This window comes from Bacillus sp. FMQ74 (assembly GCF_001875785.1).
Classification (GTDB): Bacteria; Bacillota; Bacilli; order Bacillales; family Bacillaceae; genus Bacillus; species Bacillus stercoris.
Window position 1 is genome coordinate 183,406 of record NZ_MOEO01000007.1, and the last position, 20,587, is coordinate 203,992.

Annotated in this window: 25 protein-coding genes and 2 pseudogenes; 14 read left to right on the top strand and 13 right to left on the bottom strand. The window is 41.5% G+C overall.

The annotated features are described in order from the left end of the window. Nucleotides 1-30: 30 nt before the first annotated feature. Both BLL41_RS14875 and BLL41_RS23105 read left to right on the top strand, forming a co-directional pair. Nucleotides 31-432 (top strand): Rok-like winged helix domain-containing protein, encoded by a 402-nt coding sequence (locus BLL41_RS14875; protein ID WP_071578445.1) that lies wholly within the window; start codon nucleotides 31-33, stop codon nucleotides 430-432. 54 nt (nucleotides 433-486) lie between these two features. Further along, entirely contained in the window at nucleotides 487-615 is a 129-nt protein-coding gene (locus tag BLL41_RS23105; protein ID WP_256252453.1) for a hypothetical protein, read from the top strand. Nucleotides 616-686: 71 nt separating this feature from the next. On the opposite strand, the gene BLL41_RS14880 is transcribed toward BLL41_RS23105, so the two are convergent. The 3 genes from BLL41_RS14880 to mneP form a co-directional block, all read right to left on the bottom strand. Next, nucleotides 687-1,376: a DUF554 domain-containing protein gene (locus BLL41_RS14880; protein ID WP_071578446.1), complete on the bottom strand. Its 690-nt coding sequence runs from the start codon at nucleotides 1,374-1,376 to the stop codon at nucleotides 687-689. Nucleotides 1,377-1,465: 89 nt separating this feature from the next. Beyond that, nucleotides 1,466-2,278: a MerR family transcriptional regulator gene (locus tag BLL41_RS14885; RefSeq protein WP_071578447.1), complete on the bottom strand. Its 813-nt coding sequence runs from the start codon at nucleotides 2,276-2,278 to the stop codon at nucleotides 1,466-1,468. A gap of 114 nt (nucleotides 2,279-2,392) precedes the next feature. Beyond that, nucleotides 2,393-3,286, bottom strand: coding sequence for a manganese transporter MneP (mneP, locus tag BLL41_RS14890; RefSeq protein WP_071578448.1), 894 nt, complete (start codon nucleotides 3,284-3,286; stop codon nucleotides 2,393-2,395). A 454-nt stretch (nucleotides 3,287-3,740) separates the two neighbouring features. Here mneP and BLL41_RS14895 point away from each other — a divergent pair, with 454 nt between their 5' ends. The 4 genes from BLL41_RS14895 (at nucleotide 3,741) to BLL41_RS14910 (ending at nucleotide 6,331) form a co-directional block, all read left to right on the top strand. After that, nucleotides 3,741-4,361 carry a nitroreductase family protein gene (locus tag BLL41_RS14895; RefSeq protein WP_071578449.1) on the top strand — a complete coding sequence of 207 codons (621 nt, stop codon included), beginning with the start codon at nucleotides 3,741-3,743 and terminating at the stop codon, nucleotides 4,359-4,361. A 15-nt stretch (nucleotides 4,362-4,376) separates the two neighbouring features. Next, entirely contained in the window at nucleotides 4,377-5,315 is a 939-nt protein-coding gene (locus BLL41_RS14900) for a ring-cleaving dioxygenase (RefSeq protein WP_071578450.1), read from the top strand. A gap of 103 nt (nucleotides 5,316-5,418) precedes the next feature. Then, nucleotides 5,419-5,808 carry a DoxX family protein gene (locus tag BLL41_RS14905; RefSeq protein WP_071578451.1) on the top strand — a complete coding sequence of 130 codons (390 nt, stop codon included), beginning with the start codon at nucleotides 5,419-5,421 and terminating at the stop codon, nucleotides 5,806-5,808. A gap of 184 nt (nucleotides 5,809-5,992) precedes the next feature. After that, the gene (locus BLL41_RS14910) at nucleotides 5,993-6,331 is read left to right on the top strand and encodes a thioredoxin family protein (protein ID WP_071578452.1); all 339 of its coding nucleotides are present in this window, start codon (nucleotides 5,993-5,995) and stop codon (nucleotides 6,329-6,331) included. 266 nt (nucleotides 6,332-6,597) lie between these two features. Here BLL41_RS14910 and BLL41_RS14915 read toward each other — a convergent pair whose 3' ends face one another. The 4 genes from BLL41_RS14915 to BLL41_RS14935 form a co-directional block, all read right to left on the bottom strand. Further along, on the bottom strand, nucleotides 6,598-6,834 hold the full coding sequence (locus BLL41_RS14915) for a spore germination protein (protein ID WP_071578453.1): 237 nt from the start codon (nucleotides 6,832-6,834) through the stop codon (nucleotides 6,598-6,600). A gap of 230 nt (nucleotides 6,835-7,064) precedes the next feature. After that, nucleotides 7,065-7,358, bottom strand: coding sequence for a hypothetical protein (locus BLL41_RS22805; RefSeq protein ID WP_071578454.1), 294 nt, complete (start codon nucleotides 7,356-7,358; stop codon nucleotides 7,065-7,067). A gap of 33 nt (nucleotides 7,359-7,391) precedes the next feature. Then, entirely contained in the window at nucleotides 7,392-7,622 is a 231-nt protein-coding gene (locus tag BLL41_RS14930) for a spore germination protein (protein ID WP_071578455.1), read from the bottom strand. 122 nt (nucleotides 7,623-7,744) lie between these two features. Beyond that, nucleotides 7,745-8,326, bottom strand: a complete 582-nt coding sequence (locus BLL41_RS14935; RefSeq protein WP_071578456.1) for a DUF421 domain-containing protein — start codon at nucleotides 8,324-8,326, stop codon at nucleotides 7,745-7,747. Between the two features lie 209 nt (nucleotides 8,327-8,535). Here BLL41_RS14935 and BLL41_RS14940 point away from each other — a divergent pair, with 209 nt between their 5' ends. Continuing rightward, the gene (locus BLL41_RS14940; protein ID WP_071578457.1) at nucleotides 8,536-9,243 is read left to right on the top strand and encodes a DUF421 domain-containing protein; all 708 of its coding nucleotides are present in this window, start codon (nucleotides 8,536-8,538) and stop codon (nucleotides 9,241-9,243) included. 11 nt (nucleotides 9,244-9,254) lie between these two features. On the opposite strand, the gene cotP is transcribed toward BLL41_RS14940, so the two are convergent. Genes cotP through BLL41_RS14955 form a run of 3 tightly spaced genes read right to left on the bottom strand, consistent with a single transcriptional unit; the run spans nucleotide 9,255 to nucleotide 10,230 of the window. Beyond that, complete coding sequence (cotP, locus tag BLL41_RS14945) at nucleotides 9,255-9,689, bottom strand: spore coat protein CotP (protein WP_071578458.1); 435 nt, start codon at nucleotides 9,687-9,689, stop codon at nucleotides 9,255-9,257. A gap of 12 nt (nucleotides 9,690-9,701) precedes the next feature. After that, a complete protein-coding gene (locus BLL41_RS14950; protein ID WP_014478992.1) occupies nucleotides 9,702-9,944 on the bottom strand; it encodes a spore germination protein in 243 nt (80 codons plus the stop codon). Between the two features lie 13 nt (nucleotides 9,945-9,957). Continuing rightward, a complete protein-coding gene (locus BLL41_RS14955; protein ID WP_003243854.1) occupies nucleotides 9,958-10,230 on the bottom strand; it encodes a spore germination protein in 273 nt (90 codons plus the stop codon). Between the two features lie 415 nt (nucleotides 10,231-10,645). On the opposite strand from BLL41_RS14955, the pseudogene BLL41_RS14960 reads away from it, so the two are divergent. The 7 genes and pseudogenes from BLL41_RS14960 to BLL41_RS14990 all read left to right on the top strand — a co-directional run. Beyond that, nucleotides 10,646-10,816: pseudogene (locus tag BLL41_RS14960) on the top strand (TetR/AcrR family transcriptional regulator); the annotation flags it as partial. Then, nucleotides 10,813-11,149: pseudogene (locus BLL41_RS14965) on the top strand (DoxX family protein). The pseudogenes BLL41_RS14960 and BLL41_RS14965, both read left to right, overlap by 4 nt. A gap of 141 nt (nucleotides 11,150-11,290) precedes the next feature. Then, nucleotides 11,291-11,764 carry a GNAT family N-acetyltransferase gene (locus tag BLL41_RS14970; RefSeq protein ID WP_071578459.1) on the top strand — a complete coding sequence of 158 codons (474 nt, stop codon included), beginning with the start codon at nucleotides 11,291-11,293 and terminating at the stop codon, nucleotides 11,762-11,764. A 448-nt stretch (nucleotides 11,765-12,212) separates the two neighbouring features. Then, the gene (locus BLL41_RS14975; RefSeq protein WP_071578460.1) at nucleotides 12,213-13,238 is read left to right on the top strand and encodes a Gfo/Idh/MocA family oxidoreductase; all 1,026 of its coding nucleotides are present in this window, start codon (nucleotides 12,213-12,215) and stop codon (nucleotides 13,236-13,238) included. Between the two features lie 93 nt (nucleotides 13,239-13,331). Then, entirely contained in the window at nucleotides 13,332-14,336 is a 1,005-nt protein-coding gene (locus BLL41_RS14980; RefSeq protein ID WP_071578461.1) for a LacI family DNA-binding transcriptional regulator, read from the top strand. Between the two features lie 87 nt (nucleotides 14,337-14,423). Continuing rightward, entirely contained in the window at nucleotides 14,424-15,767 is a 1,344-nt protein-coding gene (locus tag BLL41_RS14985; protein WP_071578462.1) for a sugar porter family MFS transporter, read from the top strand. A 16-nt stretch (nucleotides 15,768-15,783) separates the two neighbouring features. Beyond that, nucleotides 15,784-16,605, top strand: coding sequence for a sugar phosphate isomerase/epimerase family protein (locus BLL41_RS14990; RefSeq protein ID WP_071578463.1), 822 nt, complete (start codon nucleotides 15,784-15,786; stop codon nucleotides 16,603-16,605). 29 nt (nucleotides 16,606-16,634) lie between these two features. Here BLL41_RS14990 and BLL41_RS14995 read toward each other — a convergent pair whose 3' ends face one another. The 3 genes from BLL41_RS14995 to BLL41_RS15005 form a co-directional block, all read right to left on the bottom strand. Further along, nucleotides 16,635-17,072, bottom strand: coding sequence for an Hsp20/alpha crystallin family protein (locus tag BLL41_RS14995; RefSeq protein WP_071578464.1), 438 nt, complete (start codon nucleotides 17,070-17,072; stop codon nucleotides 16,635-16,637). 94 nt (nucleotides 17,073-17,166) lie between these two features. Next, entirely contained in the window at nucleotides 17,167-18,792 is a 1,626-nt protein-coding gene (gene vmlR, locus BLL41_RS15000) for an ABC-F type ribosomal protection protein VmlR (protein WP_071578465.1), read from the bottom strand. A 320-nt stretch (nucleotides 18,793-19,112) separates the two neighbouring features. Next, nucleotides 19,113-20,489 carry an amino acid permease gene (locus tag BLL41_RS15005; protein ID WP_071578466.1) on the bottom strand — a complete coding sequence of 459 codons (1,377 nt, stop codon included), beginning with the start codon at nucleotides 20,487-20,489 and terminating at the stop codon, nucleotides 19,113-19,115. Between the last annotated feature and the right edge of the window lie 98 nt (nucleotides 20,490-20,587).

Here is a 20,587-nt window from a genome sequence, read left to right on the forward strand (position 1 = left end):
TTTTCCGCCTGCATAATTGGGGGGAAGAAGATGGCTGATCAAAGAGAAGCTTTGTGTACGAGATTAGCACACATAGATAAACATGAAAGATCGATCCTTCGTGAGTTTCAATTACAACGGTCAAAGGCGCTCCCATCTCAAGCCGCGCTCATGGAACAAGCTGCAAATGATATAAAGACATATCGTGTAACATCAAAACCAATCCAAAAGAAAAAAAGAAGACAGGGCAGAGCTGAATCAAAAGCCTCCCGTGAAGCAGCATTACACATATTAAAGCAGCAGAATAAGCCAATGAGCAGTATCGATTTGAAAAGAAGGATTGAAAAGGAAACCGGCGTACACATTTCGAATATGACATCGTTTATGAATACTTTGATGAAAACGCACCCAGAGGTGAGAAAGCCTTATAGAGGGCAGTACATTGTGATTTGAATGCACGGTATCAAAGAATCAGCATTACAAATGTAGATCGGAGACAGAAACACAGTGCATTATCAGCATGATGCCAAGGATCTTGACGACCTTGGTATTTTTGTTGTGAACTGCCGGCCATCGATCGGTTTATGTACAAAGACGATCGCAAAGATTGTAATGAATGAATTGACGCCCATATGACCATTCATCGTCTGTCCCAGTGATAAAACATGGCCGGCATTCATGATTTCCGCATAATTGATGTCGATTTGTTAAAACCATAATCCAAATGAATGAATCACAAAAATCACAACAGGAGGGATCAACAGGGAAGGCAGCAGATTCAGTGTTTTGAACTTCTTGATTCCAAGAATGCTTAGACCTGAACTGAGGATGAGTATGCCTCCCACAATTGTGATTTCGTTAATAAGGTCTGCATTGATTGCGCTCTCCATTACTTTAGCAAATAAATAGATGGAGCCCTGCCAAGCAAACAATACAATGGCAGCTGCCGCTATTCCAAAACCAAAAGTCGAGGCGAGCACAATGGAGGTGATCCCATCTAACATACCGTTTGTCAGAAGGTATGTATAATCTCCATGCAAAGCGGCTTCAACAGGACCCAATATTGACAGCGAACCTATACAAAATAATAAGACCGCAGTTGATAACCCCTCCGCTAAATTGCTTTTAGAAAATTTGTTCACCAGCTTGTTGAATCGTAATTCCAGATTGATGATTTGGCCAAGCAAACCTCCAATAGCTAAACTCACGATGAAAAGAATAGGGTATTTACTATCAGGCAAATGCTGTGTAACGGCGTTGATCCCCAGCGCGACTGCAGCGAATCCCATTGCCTGCATCAAAATATCCTGGTATTCATCTTTAATGCCTTTTTTGAATATCCCCCCGATTATGCTTCCTGCAATGATCATCACTGTGTTAAATATCGTTCCAAACATAAGCTTTCTCCTCCAATAATGATTCCTGCATAAAAAATAAACCCTCTAGTTAGTAGAGAGTCAAGGGAGATCAAAACATATTCATGAGATTATTTGATGGGCAAGAGGATTTCAGTCACATAATTGTCTAGGTTATTCGTAATGCCATAATCAATGAGTGTGATTTCGATTGAATCCCCTGCTACCTCATAATGATGTTCTTCCATATACGCCAGTAATGTTTTGTAGTATGGTTCGGCTTCTGGGTGTGACCCTCTAAACCTAATTTGCAGATACTCTCTTGAAGGGAAAATGATTTCTGATGAAGTTTTTTCATTTTCATCTTCAAGAATCATAAATATACTGGAATATTTGTCAAACTGTTTTGCCTTCACATTTGCTGCTGAAATGGATAAACCGATTTTGCCTATAAATATATCTTCGTTCACATTCAGTTGGGTTCTCAATTCTGCTAACGAATGTTCAATATCATGGCCGAGAACATATTCCTGCTGTAAATAAGCGACACGCAATGCGGGAAGTTTAATTTTAGAAATTTGATGTAACGGCATGTTAACGGCATCTTCTATATGTGTGATGCGGCGGGAGATCTTTCGTTCAATGCGTTCCAATTCTTTCTTCTTGCGATCAATTTCAGCTTGCTGGCTTTTTAGTAAATGAAGAAGGGTATTTGTATTTTGAGAGTTATAAAAATCAAGCAGCTTATTGATTGGCAGGCCTAAGGCCCTCAAATACTTGATGGTATCCAGCCGCTCAAACTGTTGGGTGGAATAATATCGATAGTTCGTTTGCTCGTCTTTATATTCCGGCTTCAAAAGACCGATTTCATCATAATACCTAAGAGCAGAGATTTTCACATTGAATAACTTTGACACTTCCCCAATCGAAAAAAATTCCTTCATTCTAACAACCTTTCTGTCCCTATGATTGATATACATCCATATTATATAGTACAGCGAGTTCTAAAGGGAAAGTTTAACAGCATAAAGCAAAAGCTCCTTTTAAAAAGGAGCTTTTCATTCTTCGAAATAAGGATTCACATGGATGAGCACTTCTTCAACATCGGAAAACTGTCTTTTGATTTCATTTCGAATTTCGCGGGCAATGTCGTGTCCCTGCTTAATTGTCAAATCATGATCCAAAGATAAACGGACATCAAGCAATTTATAGTGGCCGTGTTCTCTCGCGCGGATTCTATCAATTCGTTTTACCTGATCACATTGAAAAATAACAGCCTTATATTCCTCGATCAGCTTGGGGTCAACGCTCTTTTCCATGAGCACATCAACAGACGGCCTGATTAATTCCATAGAAATCTTAAAAATGAGGTAAGCAACGATTGCACTGGCAATTGCATCTGCGTACAACAGATAGGACCAGCCGCGGTTGTTTCCGATGATAGCCAATAGTACGCCGATAAAAGCGGCAAGGGAGGCAACGATATCGCCTTTATGATCGTATGCAATCGCTATAATCGCTTTGCTGTTCCATTTTTCCCCTTGCTTGATAGAATAACGATATAAGATTTCCTTAGCCACGTACGAAATAAGAGCCGCAAACAATGCACTGTATTGGGGGACGCTTGGCCCTTTAACAAAGGACAGAATCGCTTCAATGAGGATATAAACGGATACGATCACTAAGATTATTCCTACAATCGCCTCACTAATGACTTCAGCTTTTCCGTGCCCAAAAGGATGGTCTTGATCGGGCGGTTTATTGGAAATGCCGATCACTGCCAAGACCGCAATCGAAGCAACTACATCTGCCGCGGAATGGATTCCGTCTGCAAAAACAGCTTCACTATCGCCTATCAGTCCAAAAAATACCTTTCCTGCCATTAGGATCAAATTGGCGATCAATGCAATCAAAGCAACTTTTCTGCTGATTTGTTCTCTTTCACTTGCCATTTTTTCCTCCTATAAAACTGCACAAAAAAATAGGAGTGCTCTTTAGACGCTCTCCGTATCCTTTTCTGTGTAATCACTTTGCTTATCATACCAATTCAATTTCGAGTGGGTCTATAGCAACGTTGTTTCCTGGTTACTAATAAATAAGGTAACAGAAAAAAAGTTGGAGCTGTGCTAAAAGGCTCACACTGCAAACAAATGAGTTCTTATGTAACAAGGAGTTCAATGAAAATGCTGCCTTCAGCGAAAAATTCCCATCTGTTGTAAAAAAACTATTGACATTAGAAGATCTGTATTTTACTATTATCTCATATTCAAGATATTTTAATTCGAGACATTTGGTTAATAAGGTCAACGATCAAGTGTTCAATCGCAGTCAGTTCTTTTTTTAAAATCCAATATGATTTTTTATAGAATAATATCTCGGATTCGAGATAAAAAGGAGTGTATCGTAATGGCTGAATTTACACACTTAGTCAATGAAAGAAGATCTGCAAGCAATTTTCTTTCAGGTCATCCAATCACAAAAGAAGACCTCAATGAGATGTTTGAATTGGTTGCATTGGCACCATCGGCTTTTAATTTGCAGCATACAAAATATGTGACGGTTCTAGACCCGGATGTAAAAGAAAAGCTGAAACAGGCCGCAAACGGACAATATAAAGTGTTTAGCTCATCTGCGGTTCTTTTGGTATTAGGAGATAAACAGGCATATCGGCAAGCGGCTGACATCTATGAAGGATTAAAGGTGTTAGGGGTATTAAATAAGCAAGAATATGACCATATGGTTCAAGACACCGTTTCGTTTTATGAAAACAGGGGAGAACAATTTAAGAGAGATGAGGCGATAAGGAACGCTTCACTTTCTGCGATGATGTTTATGCTGAGTGCTAAAGAAAAAGGCTGGGACACCTGCCCGATGATCGGCTTTGATGCGGAAGCCGTAAAACAGATTTTGAACATAGATGACCAGTTTGAGGTTGTCATGATGATTACAATTGGGAAAGAAAAAACAGAGAGCAGAAGGCCGCGCGGCTACCGTAAGCCTGTGAATGAGTTTGTTGAGTATATGTAAAAGGAGCAGATAAAAATGGCTAAAAAAACAATGGGAATTCATCATATTACAGCGATTGTCGGACATCCTCAAGAGAACACAGATTTCTATGCAGGAGTGCTCGGGCTTCGTTTGGTCAAGCAAACTGTCAATTTTGATGATCCAGGTACGTATCATCTTTATTTTGGGAATGAGGGCGGGAAGCCGGGAACTATCATCACTTTCTTTCCGTGGGCTGGAGCCCGCCAAGGCGTCATTGGAGACGGACAAGTTGGCGTGACTTCGTATGTCGTGCCGAAGGGGGCTATGGCATTTTGGGAAAAGAGACTGGAAAAGTTCAACGTTCCATACACCAAAATCGAGCGCTTTGGAGAACAATATGTAGAGTTTGATGATCCTCATGGCCTGCATTTAGAAATCGTGGAAAGAGAAGAAGGAGAGGCTAACACGTGGACCTTCGGAGATGTAACGCCTGATGTTGCCATTAAAGGTTTTGGGGGTGCAACCCTATTATCAGCACAGCCTGACAAAACCGCAGAGCTATTGGAAAACATCATGGGGCTGGAACGGGTCGGCAAGGAAGGAGACTTCGTTCGTTATCGTTCTGCCGGTGATATCGGAAATGTGATTGACCTTAAGTTAACGCCTATTGGCCGCGGTCAAATGGGAGCCGGCACGGTGCACCACATTGCTTGGCGGGCAAGTGATGACCAAGATCAATTAGATTGGCAAAGACATATTGCTTCTCACGGATACGGTGTAACTCCTGTTCGGGATAGAAATTATTTTAATGCCATTTACTTCAGGGAACATGGGGAGATCCTGTTTGAAATCGCAACTGATCCTCCGGGCTTTGCCCATGATGAATCACACGAATCGATGGGCGATAAATTGATGCTGCCTGTGCAATATGAACCGCATCGGGCACAAATTGAACAAGGGCTGCTGCCGTTTGAAGTAAGAGAATTAGATTGATTTGACACATAAAAAAATAAAGAAACATATATTCAATTGATGATTGCTGGATGGAACCGTTCAGCAAAAAATCAGATGAAATCAAAGATGAGGAGAGATAAAAATGGAAGATGCAGGACTGTTGCTTATTCGGATTATGATTGGTGTGGTGTTTTTGTTTTATGGCACACAAAAGTTATTCGGCTGGTTTGGGGGATACGGAATTAAAGGGACCGGACAATGGTTCGAATCAATTGGGGTAAAACCAGGTAACGCTGCGGCTGCTCTGTCAGGTCTTGGGGAGTTAGTAAGCGGAATTCTATTTATTTTAGGTGTGTTCCTCCCGCTTGGAGCTGCTATCATAACAATCATTATGTTAGGTGCGATCGTAAAAGTTCATGGAGCCAAAGGCTTTGCGAATGGCGCCGGCGGTTTTGAATATAACGTGGTGCTGATTGCAGTATCCATCGGGGTTGCACTCATCGGTCCGGGGGCTTACGCTTTGCATTTTTAATACGAAGTAAATCAGAACAGTTACTGTCATGCAGTAACTGTTCTTTTGTATTTACATTTTCGACGAGCTTGCAGGTACTCTGCAAAGCAAAAAAGCGGATATAATAAATAAAAATCTGTATAGTGAATGATACGTATTGACATGCTTGGTCATGAAAAATAGACCTATTTGAAGGAGTAAATGGATGAAAGAAATGACAGCATTACATTCATTAGATACTATAGATCATTTTATCAAACAGCACCAATTCAGTTTTATCTATATATCAAGGCCTGGCTGTACAGTATGTCACGCAGTTCTGCCGCAGCTTAGAATGGTATTGGATCAGTTTCCAAACATCGAATTGGGGCATGTCAATGCTGACGATGTTGCAGAGGTTGCCGGCAAATTTTCAGTCTTTACTGTTCCCGTGCTTCTTTTGTTCATTGATGGGACTGAGTATTTGAGAGAAGCCCGCTTTGTTCATTTTGAACAGCTTGAACAAAAGCTGGAAAGGGTTTATCGATTATATGAAGGCGAATAAAGGGTTTATACATTTGTGCCAAAAAGAGATGTTTGGCAGTGAACACATCAATATAAGGGCTTATTGAAAATGGGCTGGAGCAAATGGATCAATCTATTCTGCATCATAGCACGAGGATCAGTTAAGGGGTATAAATGATTTACCCATCAGCATATTAGTATTCCTGACTTTATCATATCCTCAGCACTCACACCATTGAGCTTTTCAGAAAAGACATATCAAACGATTAAAAAAGAACTCATATGAGTTCTTTTTTGTGCATCATTTTATTCTTCACTAGGTGAAGAAGGGTTATCAATCTGCCCTTGATCACTTGTATCATTATCACAACTTGCTGAAATAATAATTGAATTAGAAGGAGAGTAGTCTCCTAATGTGAAATTGACACCGTAATTTTTGCTGTTCGCAGTATGGCTGTTTTGCAAGTTTTGTCCGATATCTGTATTCGCGTTTTGTGTCATCCCATTTATCGTGAGATTTGAGATGTTGATTTGAGATCGCATGCTTCAAAAGCTCCTTTCATTCAGAAGTAGATGTCATAGAGGACGCTGGCAGTCTATTTACTTCTATGATATTTCGTTTTTATTTAATTGCATCAACATAATGGTAAAAATAATAGTGCCTCTTAAGAGAGTGAATGAGCATCTCTTTTGAAGATGATCGTAACAGCATTCAAACCTATCAGCAGAAATAAAGCCGCCTGATAAAGAGGCGGCAGATCGTTATATGTCATCTATGAATTTGATGTATCGTTTTTCGTTTGCCTGAAGGATAAGATGGTCGTTTTTAATGATGAGTAGGAGCCTATAGCGGCGTAGCCATAAAACCAGCCCATAAACACGCCGGAAAAGAGGCTGTGTCGATGGCTTATGAAAATAGAAATGACAAGACCTATTATTAAGGCAACTGATGGCACAAATGTTTTGGGGATTTTCAATAATATTTTGAGGATTTGGGTTATCAATATGATGATTGGAACGGCTATCACAGCATCCCAAAAGTTTGTATGAATAATTGGAAAAGCCATATGGCACCTCATGAAGTGTTTATTTCTTAATTTTTACGCTAAAAGCTTAGAAAGCAGTTCTTGGATCGCATATGTTACATTTTGGGCTTGATTGGCGGAGCTTGTTTGGCTTAAAGAATTGGATTCAAAAACCAAACCTGTATTATTCCCTCCGGAACCCTCTGTTGTTTTAGACACAGAGAACGGGCTGATGGAAAATGCAAATCCGTTATTAAAAACGCTGTTCCCGGATATCGAATGGATATAAACTGGGAATTTCATCATTCATCTCTCCTCTCCGTTATGACTGTTTATACAATATGGTGTGTGAGCAGCAATTGCTTAAACAAAACGGCAAAAACTTTCAGTAAGAGACAAAAACCTGCAAAATGCCACATGCGCCTTTGTTAATGCAGTTTTTTAGGGATGTTTTTTTTATTTTTTTTACCAACTTCATCAAAAATATTCTGATTGCCAGACTGGGCTTGTCCGTCCTTATTTATGAAATCGGGGTGAATGAGTTTTTTCAGATCCCTGACTGTTAAAGGCTTGGCGTCATCAGTCAATTCTATTCCTAATTGCCCGTTGGCCTCTAATGTCGCTATTTTAACATCTTGTATTGCCGTAACGCCGTGAAGCCTTAGCTGCATTTCAAGCTGGTCAGCTGTAAGTCTCATCTTCTTTAAGTTTTCGATATGAAGCTGTCCGTTTTCAATGACAATTTTTGCTTTTCCGGTTAACATCTTTTCAATGATGTTCGATTTCATTTGGATCCATTCCATAACGATGAGTGTGATTGTGAAAATTGCCGCTGCAATTAATGTTTTGAAGAGGCTGTACTCGATGATTGGCTGAACGATAATAGTTCCGATCGAAATCATGACAACCGTTTGAGTTGACGTCATTTGTGCGATTGATTTCCTTCCTGAAATTCTCAGCAAAATGACTCCGGCTACAATGAGAACAAGAGATTCCCAAGTGAAATTCATGCTACCACCTGACCAATGAGGAATTAGATTTGTCATGGGATTGGCTTTCCTTCTGACCAATCGCAATTTAATATATCCGAAAGGCAGTCGGTTCATTCTGCTCTGAACCGAACAATATTTTTGGGATAGATGGGATATATTAAGCCCAACAATGATATCGGCAGGAGTTTTTTGGCCAATACAATCTGGGAAGCGGGGAGCGCCATAACATGATTGAACTAGAAGTTGTCATTAGAACGGTTGCCAGCTTTGGCTTGCTGTTAATCGCAGAACGGATTTTAGGCAAACAGACAATTTCTCAAATGACGATTTTTGATTTTATTGCGGCGATCACATTAGGTGCGATTGCTGCCGGATTAGCTTATAATACTTCAATAAAACCGCACAATATGGCCATTTCGTTTAGTATTTTTGTGCTAACCATTTTTCTTATTTCGTTCCTGTCGATAAAGAACAGGAAGCTAAGAAAATTTTTTGCCGGAGATCCTACAGTGCTGATTCAAAACGGGAAGATACTTGAATCGAATATGAGGAAAATGCGTTACACACTTGATTATTTAAATCAGCAATTACGTGAAAAAGAAATATTTAATATCGAAGAAGTTCTTTTTGCAATCCTTGAAACGAATGGTCAGCTGACTGTGTTAAGAAAACCGCAATTCCGGCATGTGACCAAACAGGATTTAATGATTGCGGTAAACCAAGAACACAGGCTTCCGATAGAGCTTATTATGGACGGAGAAATCATTCAGAATAATTTACAGCAGAATTGTTTGACAGAGTCCTGGCTTTTGGAAGAATTGCGAAAAAGAGACATAAAGGTGAAAGAAACCGTGTACGCAGTGCTGCTGGGTAATGGGGATATTTATGTGGATCAATATAAAGACCATATATCAGCCCCTGTGGATAAGGAATGAAAGGAACAATCTTAAAGTCCTTTTTGCAACGGGATGGTTTCGACTTGCCTTGGGTACGAAATGTGCAGAAGCCCGTTTAATAGCTGAATTTGTAATAAATGGGATTCGGTAGCTTCGGGAAGCTGAATGGTTCGCTCAATTTCTCCGTAATACCGTTCACGAAGCACCACCATTTCGTCCGGAAAAACAGGCGTGATCGTTCCTTTGATCAACAGCTGGGTTTTAGATAATAAGCGGATTGTTAATTCTTCCTCATACACACCGGGCATTTCCACAATGATAAAATTATATTCTTCATCTTGATAAAAGTCGTAAACAAAAAACGTAGAAGCTTCGGAATCAAAAAAATGTTCCGGGGCTTTATATTTGAGCACATTTGTCCAAAAGTCACTTTGTTTATATTCATTCGTAATCTCAAGCCACTTTCGAATTTTTTCGAAATCCATATGAGATTCTCCTTAAATTTGATTTGCAATCGGCGCAGAAGGGTTTCCGATTTGGTCTTGGTCACTAACGTCTGAATCAATATTTCCAGTGTTCAAAAGTGAAGACGTAGGCGAAAGATCCCCTAAGGAAAAGTTTGCTCCAAAATATTTGCTGTTCGCAGTATGGCTGTTGTGCACAGTCGGACCGACATCTATATTTCCGTTTTGCGTGACGCCGTTGATCTTAATATTTGCGATGTTAATTTGATATGGCATAGACGAAACCCCTTTAATCTAAAATTGGCGGTGGTGCAATCGGAGGAGCATTAACGTTGGATGTATCAGAGTTGCCGATAGATGTCTGATCATTTACATCAGGATCGTTTAAGAAGTTTTCCATAACCGATTCTGTAGGCGAGGTATCACCGAAAGAAGAATTGGTCCCTTGAGATTTTTGATTGTTGGTAGGGCTGTTATAAGCAGCTTCGCCTATTGTAATTGAACCATTGCCCGAAATACTGTTGATCTTCAAATAATATAGGTTGATTACTGTAGACGGCATCCCATCACACCCTTCCATCTTTCTGTACAGTACATTATGCGCCGCTGCACCCAATTGTTCCTTGCATTTGCAGGCAAAACTCTATCTGGCCCCGGAGTGATGCTCGTTAGAAAAAAAGAATAAAGTTTGTCACAGCCTGAATTTCAATCTATTCAGCAAATACTTATCAGTGAATGAAAAGCCATTGATATAGTAATCAATGAATTGATTCAGTTATTCGACATACATGAGACCCTTTAATAAAGGAAGCTGGCAAACAGGATCAGTTTGTAAAAATGAAGCTAATGCCATGAAATAATACTCGCAAGTAAATTTTCTGTGAGTATTATTTTTTTGGGGGGCCTAGTTGAAAAGTAAAAAAGGACGAAAGGAGAAGAAAGCCGGAAACAATTACTCAAAGCTGCCGCTAATGAATTTTCACTCCGAGCTGGACATGGAAACGGTCGCTGAATGTTTGATCGGCATGATTGAACATTTAACCGATTCATTTTTGTTAACCGGAATCAAAGATCCGGCAAGTCTCGCAGCAGAGGTTGTGAATCTTTTAATATACGCGATGCTTCCGAAAGGGAGTGACATAAGGTGATATCTATTATTATGAAAGTCAGTTTGGCAGTTTTTATGCTCGCGGGAGGTATGATAAAGGTAAGCCGCGTTCCCTTTCAATTTCAATTTGAGCATTGGCGGCATTATCAATATTCATTCTGGTTTTTGACTGTTACTGGCATTCTTGAAGTAGCCGGGGCACTTGCTATGACAGCTTGGAATCGGTATGCAGCGTTAGGAGCAGGTGTACTGTTTGCCGTTCTCATGGCGGAAGCAATTTCATGCGCATATTTTTCGAGCGCGACAATCGGTCCTTATGACGATACCTGCGATGATCTGTTTGGTTGTGTCTATCATGATAATCATGGTGTAACAAACCTATATGCAGGAGATCTCCTTCTCTTATCGAATAATAGAAAGTCCCAGGTATTAACCGAGTAATTGAAATAGAGCTCCATTTCTGCGTTATTCGTCCGGCACAAGCTGGACTTTTTTTATAAAGGAGGAGTACAGAATGACATTAACTTTGGAAGCCATGACTTTGGAAGAGTTCCAAGCCTTTCGCGGGATGTCCGTGCAAAATTATGCGAAACAAAACATAACGTCGGGAACTTGGACGGAAAAAGAGGCGCTTGAGAAATCGGAGCAGGCATATGAGAACATGATTCCGAATGGGCGAGACAGCAGCAATCATTATTTTTGGAACATCACAAATGACCAAGTGGAAAGAATGGGCTGGCTCTGGCTGTATGCTGATCCGTTTCATCCTCAAAAGGAAGCGTTTATCTATTCCTTTGGATTGTATGAAGCCTTTCGCGGAAAAGGGCTAGCTCAATTGGCGCTTCAAAAGCTTGATGAAAGAGCAAGAGAGCTTGGTTCGGAAAGGCTGGCCCTTCATGTGTTTGCGCATAACGAGACAGCGATCCATCTTTATCAGAAGATGGGGTATGCCATGACCAATATACGTATGCGGAAACAGCTATGCTAATAAAAGCTGCTTACTTAAGCGGTTTCCCAAACACAGGATGCCAATGTAGATGTTTAAAGTTCTGGTAAGCTCCCAAGTTGGTGATCACACGCACGCGTCTTTTTCTTCCGTCACCATGGAAGCGACCTTTTGAACCCATTACATTACCTTTCTTCTATATATGAGAAATTTTCATTTGAACAATCAAGGGCCGCACACCCTTGATATTTTTTTGCCCTTGCCCCCCTTAGTCATTGCAGACTTGATCGACGGCTGAAGGAGAGGCCTGCTTTAAAACACAGCAAAAAAAGATTGACCTGCAAATTGTAAGGGGTTACAATTGAAAACAATTAGGAAAGACTTTCCCATTTAAAATTAATATTATAAATGATTATAAGGATTGTTTTTATGTACTAATGATATATAGGAGAAAGTCTTTCCTTAACTTCATAGATTGGGAGTGGTGCTCATGGGAAATGTACAGGTTGGGCTATTAGGTGCGGGACGGATGGGAGCTTTTCATGGTGAAAGTATTGCGTTCCGTGTGAAAGGAGCAGATTTGTATGCAGTTGCAGATCCGGTTCCGGGGAATGCAGAAGCATTTGCAAAAGCAATCGGCTCAAATATTAAAGCGTTTACAGACCCGTTAGACATGCTGGAACATCCTGATATTGATGCGGTCATCATTGCTTCGCCGGCAAGGACGCATGCCGCTAACATTATTGCAGCGGCGAGGAAGGGGAAAGCTGTATTCTGTGAGAAACCGATGGCTGTCACGCTGGAAGAAGCGGATGAAGTCATAAGGGTAGTAAAGGAAGAGTCTGTTCCGCTTCAGATCGGTTTTAACAGACGTTTTGCTAAAGGCTTTCGCAATGCGTATGAGGAAATCTGTGCAGGAAAAATCGGCACGCCTCAGTTAATGCGTTCCATCACAAGAGACCCGGCACTCGGCGATCCGACACCAATTCCTCAATGGACGATCTTCTTAGAGACGCTGATTCATGACTTTGATACGTTACTCTACCTCAATCCAAATGCAAAGCCGATTGAAGTCTATGCCGCGGCTGATGCACTTGTCAGACCTGATTTTAAAGACAAAGGATTTTTGGATACTGCAGTTGTCACGATCAAATTTGATAATGGAGCGATTGCAACGGCGGAAGCAAACTTCCAAGCCGTTTATGGATATGATGTCCGCGGAGAAGTGTTTGGGTCTGAGGGCATGCTGACCATCGGAGATATCCGCCATACAAACATGACAAGGTATAACAAAGACGGAGTCAGCTACAACACGATTCGCTACGACCAGGATTTGTTATTTGATGCTTATGTTGATGAATTACAAGCGTTTGTTGATGCTGTTCGAAATAATAAACCAGCCTTGGTAACAGGCGAAGATGCACGTGCAGCACTTGCTATTGCCGCAGCTTGTATAGAATCTTGCAAAACGAAGCGGCCTGTCACATTAAAAAATGGAGTGCCGCAAATGGTTTGAGTTTTTGATAGAAGAAGCGCCTTTTTAAAAAGAAATTCTGGTAAGCATTCGTTTATACTAGAGAGGATCTATTTTATAAAGGTGGCCTTCTTAATGAAAACAACCATTTATGATGTTGCTAAGGAAGCAAACGTTTCAATCTCTACGGTTTCAAAGGTTCTTAATAACACCGGAAATATAAGTGAAAAAACGAAAAATAGAATTTGGAAAGTGATTGAGGAGCTTCAATATCAGCCAAGTGTTGTGACTTCATCGAGAAAAATGATGAAAACCATCGGGCTGCTCATTCCTGACATTGCCAATCCATTTATGGCTGAATTGGCCAGAGCTGTGGAGGACAGCGGCCGTAAAAAGGGCTTCAGTGTCATCATATGCAGTACAGACAACAATTCGCTGAGAGAAGAAGAATATATCACCATGCTGAAGCAAAAGCATGTAGATGGCATTATTGTGGCGACGGGTCTCAAAAACAGTCAGGCGGTACGCGAACTGATTGAAAGCGACATGCCGGTTGTCATGCTGTCAAGAGATATACCGCATCTGCCTGTAGACACCGTAGTGGCGGATGATTTTAAAGGGGGATACGAGGCAGCCGTCCATTTAGCCCAATTAGGGCATACAAATATAGCTGTCATAGCAGAAAAGATTAACAATACATCAATCAAAAACCGTGTCATCGGCTTTAAAGAAGGGCTGCAGGTTTCAGGAATCCAAATCGATGAATCAGCCATTCTGGACTGTCCGTATGATTTGTCAGCAAGCAAAGACATCAGTTTAAAGCTGCTTAATCAAAAATATAGACCGACGGCTGTCTTTGTGACGACTGAACTGCTTGCTTTAGGCGTTTTGCAGGCTGCAAGGCAGCTTCATATTTCTATTCCTTCATCTCTTTCTGTGGTTGGGTTTGACAACAGCTTCCTTGCAAAGATCAGTGATCCCCAATTAACGACGATCGCACAGCCGACTGAAGAAATGGGGGAAAGGGCAATTGAACTGCTGATAGACGGCATGGCCGATTCAAAACCAAAGAAAGTAATTCAGCGTGTGATGCTGTCTCCTTCATTAATGGTGCGGGATTCAACGGCATCACTGTTATGACCCTTTTAGTATTTGGGGGGATCTTTCTCTTAAACGAAGGGATCTCCCTTGCTTAAACGTTAAATACAATCAGTCGGAGGTTTCTTGATGACATCCAAAAAGGCCTATATCAGTCTTATTTACTTATTCGGGGCATTAGGAGGTTTGCTGTTCGGGTACGATACGGGTGTAATATCCGGTGCGCTGCTGTTTATTAGAGAAGACATGGAGCTGACTCCATTGTTAGAAGGATTTGTTGTAAGCGGAGTACTGATTGGCGCTTTAGCCGGAGCAGCCTTTTGCGGAAGGTTTTCCGACCGCTATGGCAGGAAAAAAACAATCATCTGGCTCGGTGTGCTTTTTACAATTGGAGCCATTGGAACAGGCTTGGCTTATAATATCGGAATATTATTACTATTCAGAATAGAGCTGGGTGTCGCGGTTGGCGGAGCTTCGGCAATTGTTCCTTTGTATCTGTCCGAAATGGCGCCTGCCGCGATCAGAGGCAGAATCGCTTCATTGAATACATTGATGAATTCTTTCGGGATTCTCATGGCGTATATTGTAAACTTTGTTTTTTCATCTTCGGGCAGGTGGGATCTGATGCTTCTATTAGCGGTAATTCCCTCCTTCATTCTCATGGCCGGCATGTTTTTTATGCCTGAGAGCCCGCGATGGGTGCTGCAGAAAAGAAGTGAGGATGAAGCACGCCATATTTTGCTTTTGACGAGAGACACGAAAACAATTGATGCTGAGATCCGCAGTATGAAGGAGATCAAGACGGAAGAGCGTGTTTCCATATCAACATTATTATCTCCGGCTATCAGGCCGATCTTATTTATCGGTATTGGGGTCGCCGTCTTTCAGCAAGTAATAGGCACGAATACGATTATTTATTATACACCGACCATCCTAGAAAATGCCGGGTTCGGCGCTTCAAGTGCTATTGCAGGAACCATAGGCATCGGCATCATCAATGTCTTATTTACGATTATCGGCCTGCTGCTGATTGATATGATAGGGCGAAGAAAGCTCATGCTGATCGGCAATGTCGGAATGTCTATGGCACTTGGTATTTTGGGCATCAGTACGCTGTTCTTTCATGCACCCGGTTGGCTGCTGTTATCCTGCTTATGCTTGTTTATGGTAGCGTATTCAGCGAGCTGGGGAATGGTCGTTTGGGTTGTGCTGGCTGAAATTTTTCCGTTGCAGGTCAGGGGAACGGCGCTGGGGGTCGCCAGTACCTGTCTGTGGCTGGCAAATATTGCAGTGTCGCTGTCCTTCCCGCTGCTCTTAGATTTAATCGGTACAGGTTCTTTATTTCTCATATACGGCACCATTGGCGTTTTTGCCTTTCTCTTTGTTTATCATTTTGTGCCGGAGACAAAAGGCAAATCATTGGAACAGATTGAAGGAGAAATCATGTCAAAGAATACAGCTTCATCTTTCTAAAAAGGGGGATTTTAATATGGGAAGAGAATATGGGTTATGCTTATGGACTTTCGGCAGCATTCCATTTGAACAAAAATGCCGGCTGGCTGCAGAAATCGGAGTAGACGGGGTTGAGGTCGAAGGGGATATTTCGCTAAATCCGAAAGACATTGCTGACACATTGGCTGCTCATCAAGTAAAGATTTTATCGGTAACGCCAAGGAATGTGGATATTTCAAGTGTGAATGAAGAAGTTCGGTCAGAGGCTGTACAGTATTTCTTGGATTTACTGGATTGGGCTGTGGATGCAGGCGCTCCACGTATCTGTCTTCACGGCGATGTTGGTAAAGTGAGAGGGAGCGGTGATGATGCGCGGGATTGGAGTTTATTGGTCGAAAGCGCTAAAAAGATCATGGCCAAAGCGGAGGAATTGCAGATTCAGGTCGTATTCGAAGTATTAAACCGGTACGAAAATCATCAAGTGGTCACTGGCAAAGAAGCGTTACAATGCATACGTGATGTCAGCAGCCCCAATCTCGAAGTTCTTCTCGATGCGTATCATATGAACATAGAAGAAGCAGATCCTGTGAAGGCCATTAAACTGGCAGGGCAGAAACTCGGTGTCTATCACGTGGCCGATTCAAATCGCCAGGCCATCGGGAACGGCCATGCGAATCTCAATGAGCAAATCGAAGCGCTCAATACTATCGGTTATAAAGGCCCGATTATTATGGAGATGGTGGCGGCTGGACCGGATCCGTTTACCCCGATAAAAGGAAATGCCTATTTGGATGTAGTGGCAGGGTATTATAAGTCATCATTAGAGAAACTAAGGTCATGGGAAGGCTTGAAAATATAAAGAAAAAAGGACAACGGCTGTTGTCCTTTTTAATGAAAATCAACATCGATTTTATTTTTATTGCCTTGGGTTAACTTAGGCATTCTGACGACCAGTACTCCATTTGTGTAGGTTGCTTTTACGCCTTCGTGAGAAACAGCTGCCGGCAGTGTTACAGTTCTGTGGAAGCTGCCTGAGTAACGTTCTTTTCGATACATATTCTCTTCTTTTATTTCACTTGTTTTATTCATTGAACCGCTAATCGTTAGAATATTTTGTTCGACTTCAATGTTAATATCTTCTTTGTTTTCAATCCCGGGAATATCGCATGTAGCCACCACTTCATTTTCAGTTTGGTGTACATCCACTTTTATGCTGCCTACATTGTGCTCGCTTCTCAAATCAAAAGGAAACTCAGAGAAAAAATGATCAAAGTCTTTTCTCATATTCGCTAATTGTCTGAATGGATCATAAGGTGTTAGTGCCATGATAGGACCTCCTGTGTGTCTATTTCGTTTGTCAATATTATTTGCTTTATTTTGTCCTATATCCCTATCAATTTATTTAGAGGTCCTCACGGCTTCAATCCAGCTCTTTCATCCGTTTCGTAAGCTCGTTGAAAGCCTGATCAAGCTCCTTGTACCCTTTATCATTTGGCGTCATAAAACTGAGCTTTCCCAGCACTTCTTGTCTTTCTGTCTCAAGCTTTAAACGAAGTTCCTCCCGCTCGTTTCTTTCTGATGGAGCGTTATTCAATTGCTTTTCGATGCCATTGTCCGAAAAGACGAGTTTACAGTTTGTTGTTTTTTCAAGAAAATATCGGTCATGTGAAACAGCCAGCAATGTGCCGGTGTATTGTGACAGTGTTTCTTCCAGCTGTTCGCGTGACGGCAGGTCGAGGTGGTTTGTCGGCTCATCTAAAATCAGCACATCTTTTTCCTCCAGAATATATGCCATCAGCTTGACCTTTACACGCTCACCCATACTCATATGCTTGATCGGTTCAGTCCATTGGGCGGCTGTAAAACCTAAGTGCCTCATCAGATTTTGAACGTGCCCCCTTGCTTTGAATGTTTCATTCTCAAATAACTCTTCAGGTGTTTGTTCTAAAGGCAAATCAAACACCTCCTGCGTTAAATAGCCGATGTTTGCGGACGGCGACACCCATACACTTCCTTCTGCTGTTTCCTGTCCCAGAATGATGTTCAGTAATGTCGTTTTTCCGCTGCCGTTGGGGCCTAAGATGGCAACCTTTTCGCCATGCTGAATTGTAAAGTTTGCGTTTTTAAAGAGGGTCCTTTCTCCAAAAGCCTTCGTTACATTTTGAACTTCCAAAAAACGTTTTCCTGTTTTGTGGGTTGTATCGATTGAAAAGCTGACTTTATATTCTGGGGTAACGGGTTCCGCCTTTGCTTTTTCCAGCTCTTTTTCAAGCCGCTTCCGCTTGGATTTTATTTGGGCATCCGTACGCTTCGCTTTTACCCGGTGATATTCTTTAAACCCTTCCTTTTTCGTCGATTGGGCGTGGGCTTTTTCTGACCAAGAAGCGAGCTCATTCATTTGTGCTTCAATCCGTTCGACCATTTTTTGCTGCTTTTCATATTCGCGCTGCTGGGTGAGTCTTTTCTTCTCCCTGAACTTCATATATCCGGAGTAATTCCCTTTGAATTCAATCAGCGTTTGAGCTTCGAGCGACCATATTTTTGTTGCGGCTTCGTCTAAAAAATAACGATCGTGAGAAACAAGAATCACAGTGCCTCTATAGCTTTTCAGCTGTTGTATGAGAAATTGCAAGCTTTTTTCATCAAGGTGGTTTGTCGGTTCATCTAACAGTAAAAGATCTGCATCCTCTGACAGCCCTTTCGCCAGCCGCGCTTTCAGTTTTTCACCGCCGCTTAACTGATGAAATTCACGAAGGGGCACATGCCACTTCTCCAGTAACTTCTTTTCGGCAGGTGTCTGATTGGCAAAGGAATACGCCGCGGTTTCCTGTTCGACTAAAGCCATTTTTATATCCGCCCGAAGGATTTGTCCCTGTGCAGGGGCTAAGTCGTTGTGAATAAGGTGCAGCAGCGTAGATTTCCCAGCGCCGTTTTTGCCGATAATCCCAATGATATCTCCTTGCTGAACACTGGCATTTACGTTTTTAAAAACAGTCAGATCCTTCACTTCATAGCTCACGTTTGTTAATGTTATAATCTCTTTCATCCATATCCCTCGCTTTAAAGGGAGAATAAAAAAATCCTCCCAAATGTGTTGGAAGGATTAGCCGTGCCTGTGCATGATCAAATAAGCTATTCTTTATAAATAGCGGTGTCGTATATATAGAAAATGGGCAGACTAATCCTATTTTTTCTGATTTGAAATATTGATTTCAAACGGTAAAAAATAAGATTAGTTAATCATTGTCCACCCATCATCCCTTCTTGTTTTGATTACAAACACTATAGCATACCTTCAAATTCAAAAGCAAAGGTCATTTTCATCAAAAAAACTCCTGCTCTCATTTTTGAGGCAGGAGTTTCGAGTCATTGATGCTTCGCTTTTCTCACTTTATAAATCACAATCAGCAAAATAAACCAAACCGGTGTGACAAATAAGGAAACACGAGTATCCTGTGCCAGTGCCAGCACAACCAGAACAAACGCCAGGAACGCAAGAATCAGGTAATTTGTAAACGGATAAAGCGGAAGCTTAAACTTGTTTGTTTTCGCTAATTCAGGTCTTGTTTTACGGTATTTCATATGGCAGATGACCGTAATCCCCCAAATATAGATAAAGCATACGGTTGAAATACTTGTGATCAGGGTGAATACGCCTTCTGGCATGATGTAGTTTAACGTAACACCGATTAAAATCACGATAGCTGAAAAGAATAAAGCATTTCTAGGCACTTTACGCTGAGTCAGTTTCGCCATTGACTCAGGCGCATTGTGATCTTTCGCCAGGGAATAAACCATACGGCTTGTACTGAATACAGCGCTGTTGCATGCTGAAGCAGCGGATGTTAACACAACAAAGTTAATGATGCTTGCTGCCCCGATGATACCAACCGCAACAAATACTTGTACGAATGGGCTTTCGCTGGGATTGATGACATCCCAAGGATAAATGCTCATAATCACGAGAAGAGCACCAATATAAAAAAGCAGCACACGGACAGGGATATTATTGATCGCCTTAGGGATTACTTTTTCGGGATTTTCTGTTTCACCCGCCGTAAGTCCGACAAGCTCAATGCCGACAAAGGCAAACACAACCATCTGGAACGAGAGGATAAACCCGTGCATGCCATTCGGGAACAGGCCTCCGTGGCTCCAGAGATTTGTGAAGCTGGACACTCCTGAGCTTGTGGAAAAGCCTTTAAAAATCATCACAAGGCCAATGACAATTAACGCCAAGATGGCAATGACTTTAATCAAAGCAAACCAAAATTCTAATTCTCCAAAAAGCTTGACTGTCGCCAGGTTCATAATCAGTAAAATAATAAGAGCGATTAAGCCGGGCACCCATTGCGGCACACCAGGGAGCCAATATTGAGTGTAAAGCCCGACGGCTGTCAGGTCAGCCATCGCAATGGAAATCCAGCAGAACCAATATGTCCAGCCGGTGATAAAGGCTGCCATATCGCCTAGATAGTCTTGTACAAAATCCACAAAAGAGTGGTAGTTCAAATTTGATAACAGCAGTTCACCCAGCGATCTCATAATTAAAAAGCAAATGATTCCTGTGATCATATAAGCAAATAAAATCGACGGTCCGGCAAAATGAATCGATTTGCCTGAGCCGAGAAATAAGCCTGTCCCAATAGCCCCGCCGATGGCGATAAGCTGGATATGCCTGTTTTTCAAGCCTCTCTGCAATGTTTGCTGATTTATATTGTCTTTCGTCATGTCGTCTGTCACTTTATGTGTTCCTCCATTAAATATTGATTATTGAGTCAGCAATCTATTTTTAATGATTATTATAACACTAAAATTTCTATCTTTTTTACTATAAAGGG

Coding starts and splice junctions, on each gene's coding strand:
- BLL41_RS14970 (WP_071578459.1), top strand. CDS start 11,291: ATGACATTAACTTTGGAAGCCATGACTTTGGAAGAGTTCCAAGCCTTT.
- BLL41_RS14990 (WP_071578463.1), top strand. CDS start 15,784: ATGGGAAGAGAATATGGGTTATGCTTATGGACTTTCGGCAGCATTCCA.
- BLL41_RS14905 (WP_071578451.1), top strand. CDS start 5,419: ATGGAAGATGCAGGACTGTTGCTTATTCGGATTATGATTGGTGTGGTG.
- cotP (WP_071578458.1), bottom strand. CDS start 9,689: ATGGATTTCGAAAAAATTCGAAAGTGGCTTGAGATTACGAATGAATAT.
- BLL41_RS14950 (WP_014478992.1), bottom strand. CDS start 9,944: ATGCCATATCAAATTAACATCGCAAATATTAAGATCAACGGCGTCACG.
- BLL41_RS14940 (WP_071578457.1), top strand. CDS start 8,536: ATGATTGAACTAGAAGTTGTCATTAGAACGGTTGCCAGCTTTGGCTTG.
- BLL41_RS14915 (WP_071578453.1), bottom strand. CDS start 6,834: ATGCGATCTCAAATCAACATCTCAAATCTCACGATAAATGGGATGACA.
- BLL41_RS22805 (WP_071578454.1), bottom strand. CDS start 7,358: ATGGCTTTTCCAATTATTCATACAAACTTTTGGGATGCTGTGATAGCC.
- BLL41_RS14985 (WP_071578462.1), top strand. CDS start 14,424: ATGACATCCAAAAAGGCCTATATCAGTCTTATTTACTTATTCGGGGCA.
- BLL41_RS14910 (WP_071578452.1), top strand. CDS start 5,993: ATGAAAGAAATGACAGCATTACATTCATTAGATACTATAGATCATTTT.
- BLL41_RS14975 (WP_071578460.1), top strand. CDS start 12,213: ATGGGAAATGTACAGGTTGGGCTATTAGGTGCGGGACGGATGGGAGCT.
- BLL41_RS14935 (WP_071578456.1), bottom strand. CDS start 8,326: ATGAATTTCACTTGGGAATCTCTTGTTCTCATTGTAGCCGGAGTCATT.
- BLL41_RS14900 (WP_071578450.1), top strand. CDS start 4,377: ATGGCTAAAAAAACAATGGGAATTCATCATATTACAGCGATTGTCGGA.
- BLL41_RS14880 (WP_071578446.1), bottom strand. CDS start 1,376: ATGTTTGGAACGATATTTAACACAGTGATGATCATTGCAGGAAGCATA.
- BLL41_RS14875 (WP_071578445.1), top strand. CDS start 31: ATGGCTGATCAAAGAGAAGCTTTGTGTACGAGATTAGCACACATAGAT.
- BLL41_RS14930 (WP_071578455.1), bottom strand. CDS start 7,622: ATGATGAAATTCCCAGTTTATATCCATTCGATATCCGGGAACAGCGTT.
- BLL41_RS14885 (WP_071578447.1), bottom strand. CDS start 2,278: ATGAAGGAATTTTTTTCGATTGGGGAAGTGTCAAAGTTATTCAATGTG.
- BLL41_RS14955 (WP_003243854.1), bottom strand. CDS start 10,230: ATGCCGTCTACAGTAATCAACCTATATTATTTGAAGATCAACAGTATT.
- vmlR (WP_071578465.1), bottom strand. CDS start 18,792: ATGAAAGAGATTATAACATTAACAAACGTGAGCTATGAAGTGAAGGAT.
- BLL41_RS14980 (WP_071578461.1), top strand. CDS start 13,332: ATGAAAACAACCATTTATGATGTTGCTAAGGAAGCAAACGTTTCAATC.
- BLL41_RS14995 (WP_071578464.1), bottom strand. CDS start 17,072: ATGGCACTAACACCTTATGATCCATTCAGACAATTAGCGAATATGAGA.
- BLL41_RS14895 (WP_071578449.1), top strand. CDS start 3,741: ATGGCTGAATTTACACACTTAGTCAATGAAAGAAGATCTGCAAGCAAT.
- mneP (WP_071578448.1), bottom strand. CDS start 3,286: ATGGCAAGTGAAAGAGAACAAATCAGCAGAAAAGTTGCTTTGATTGCA.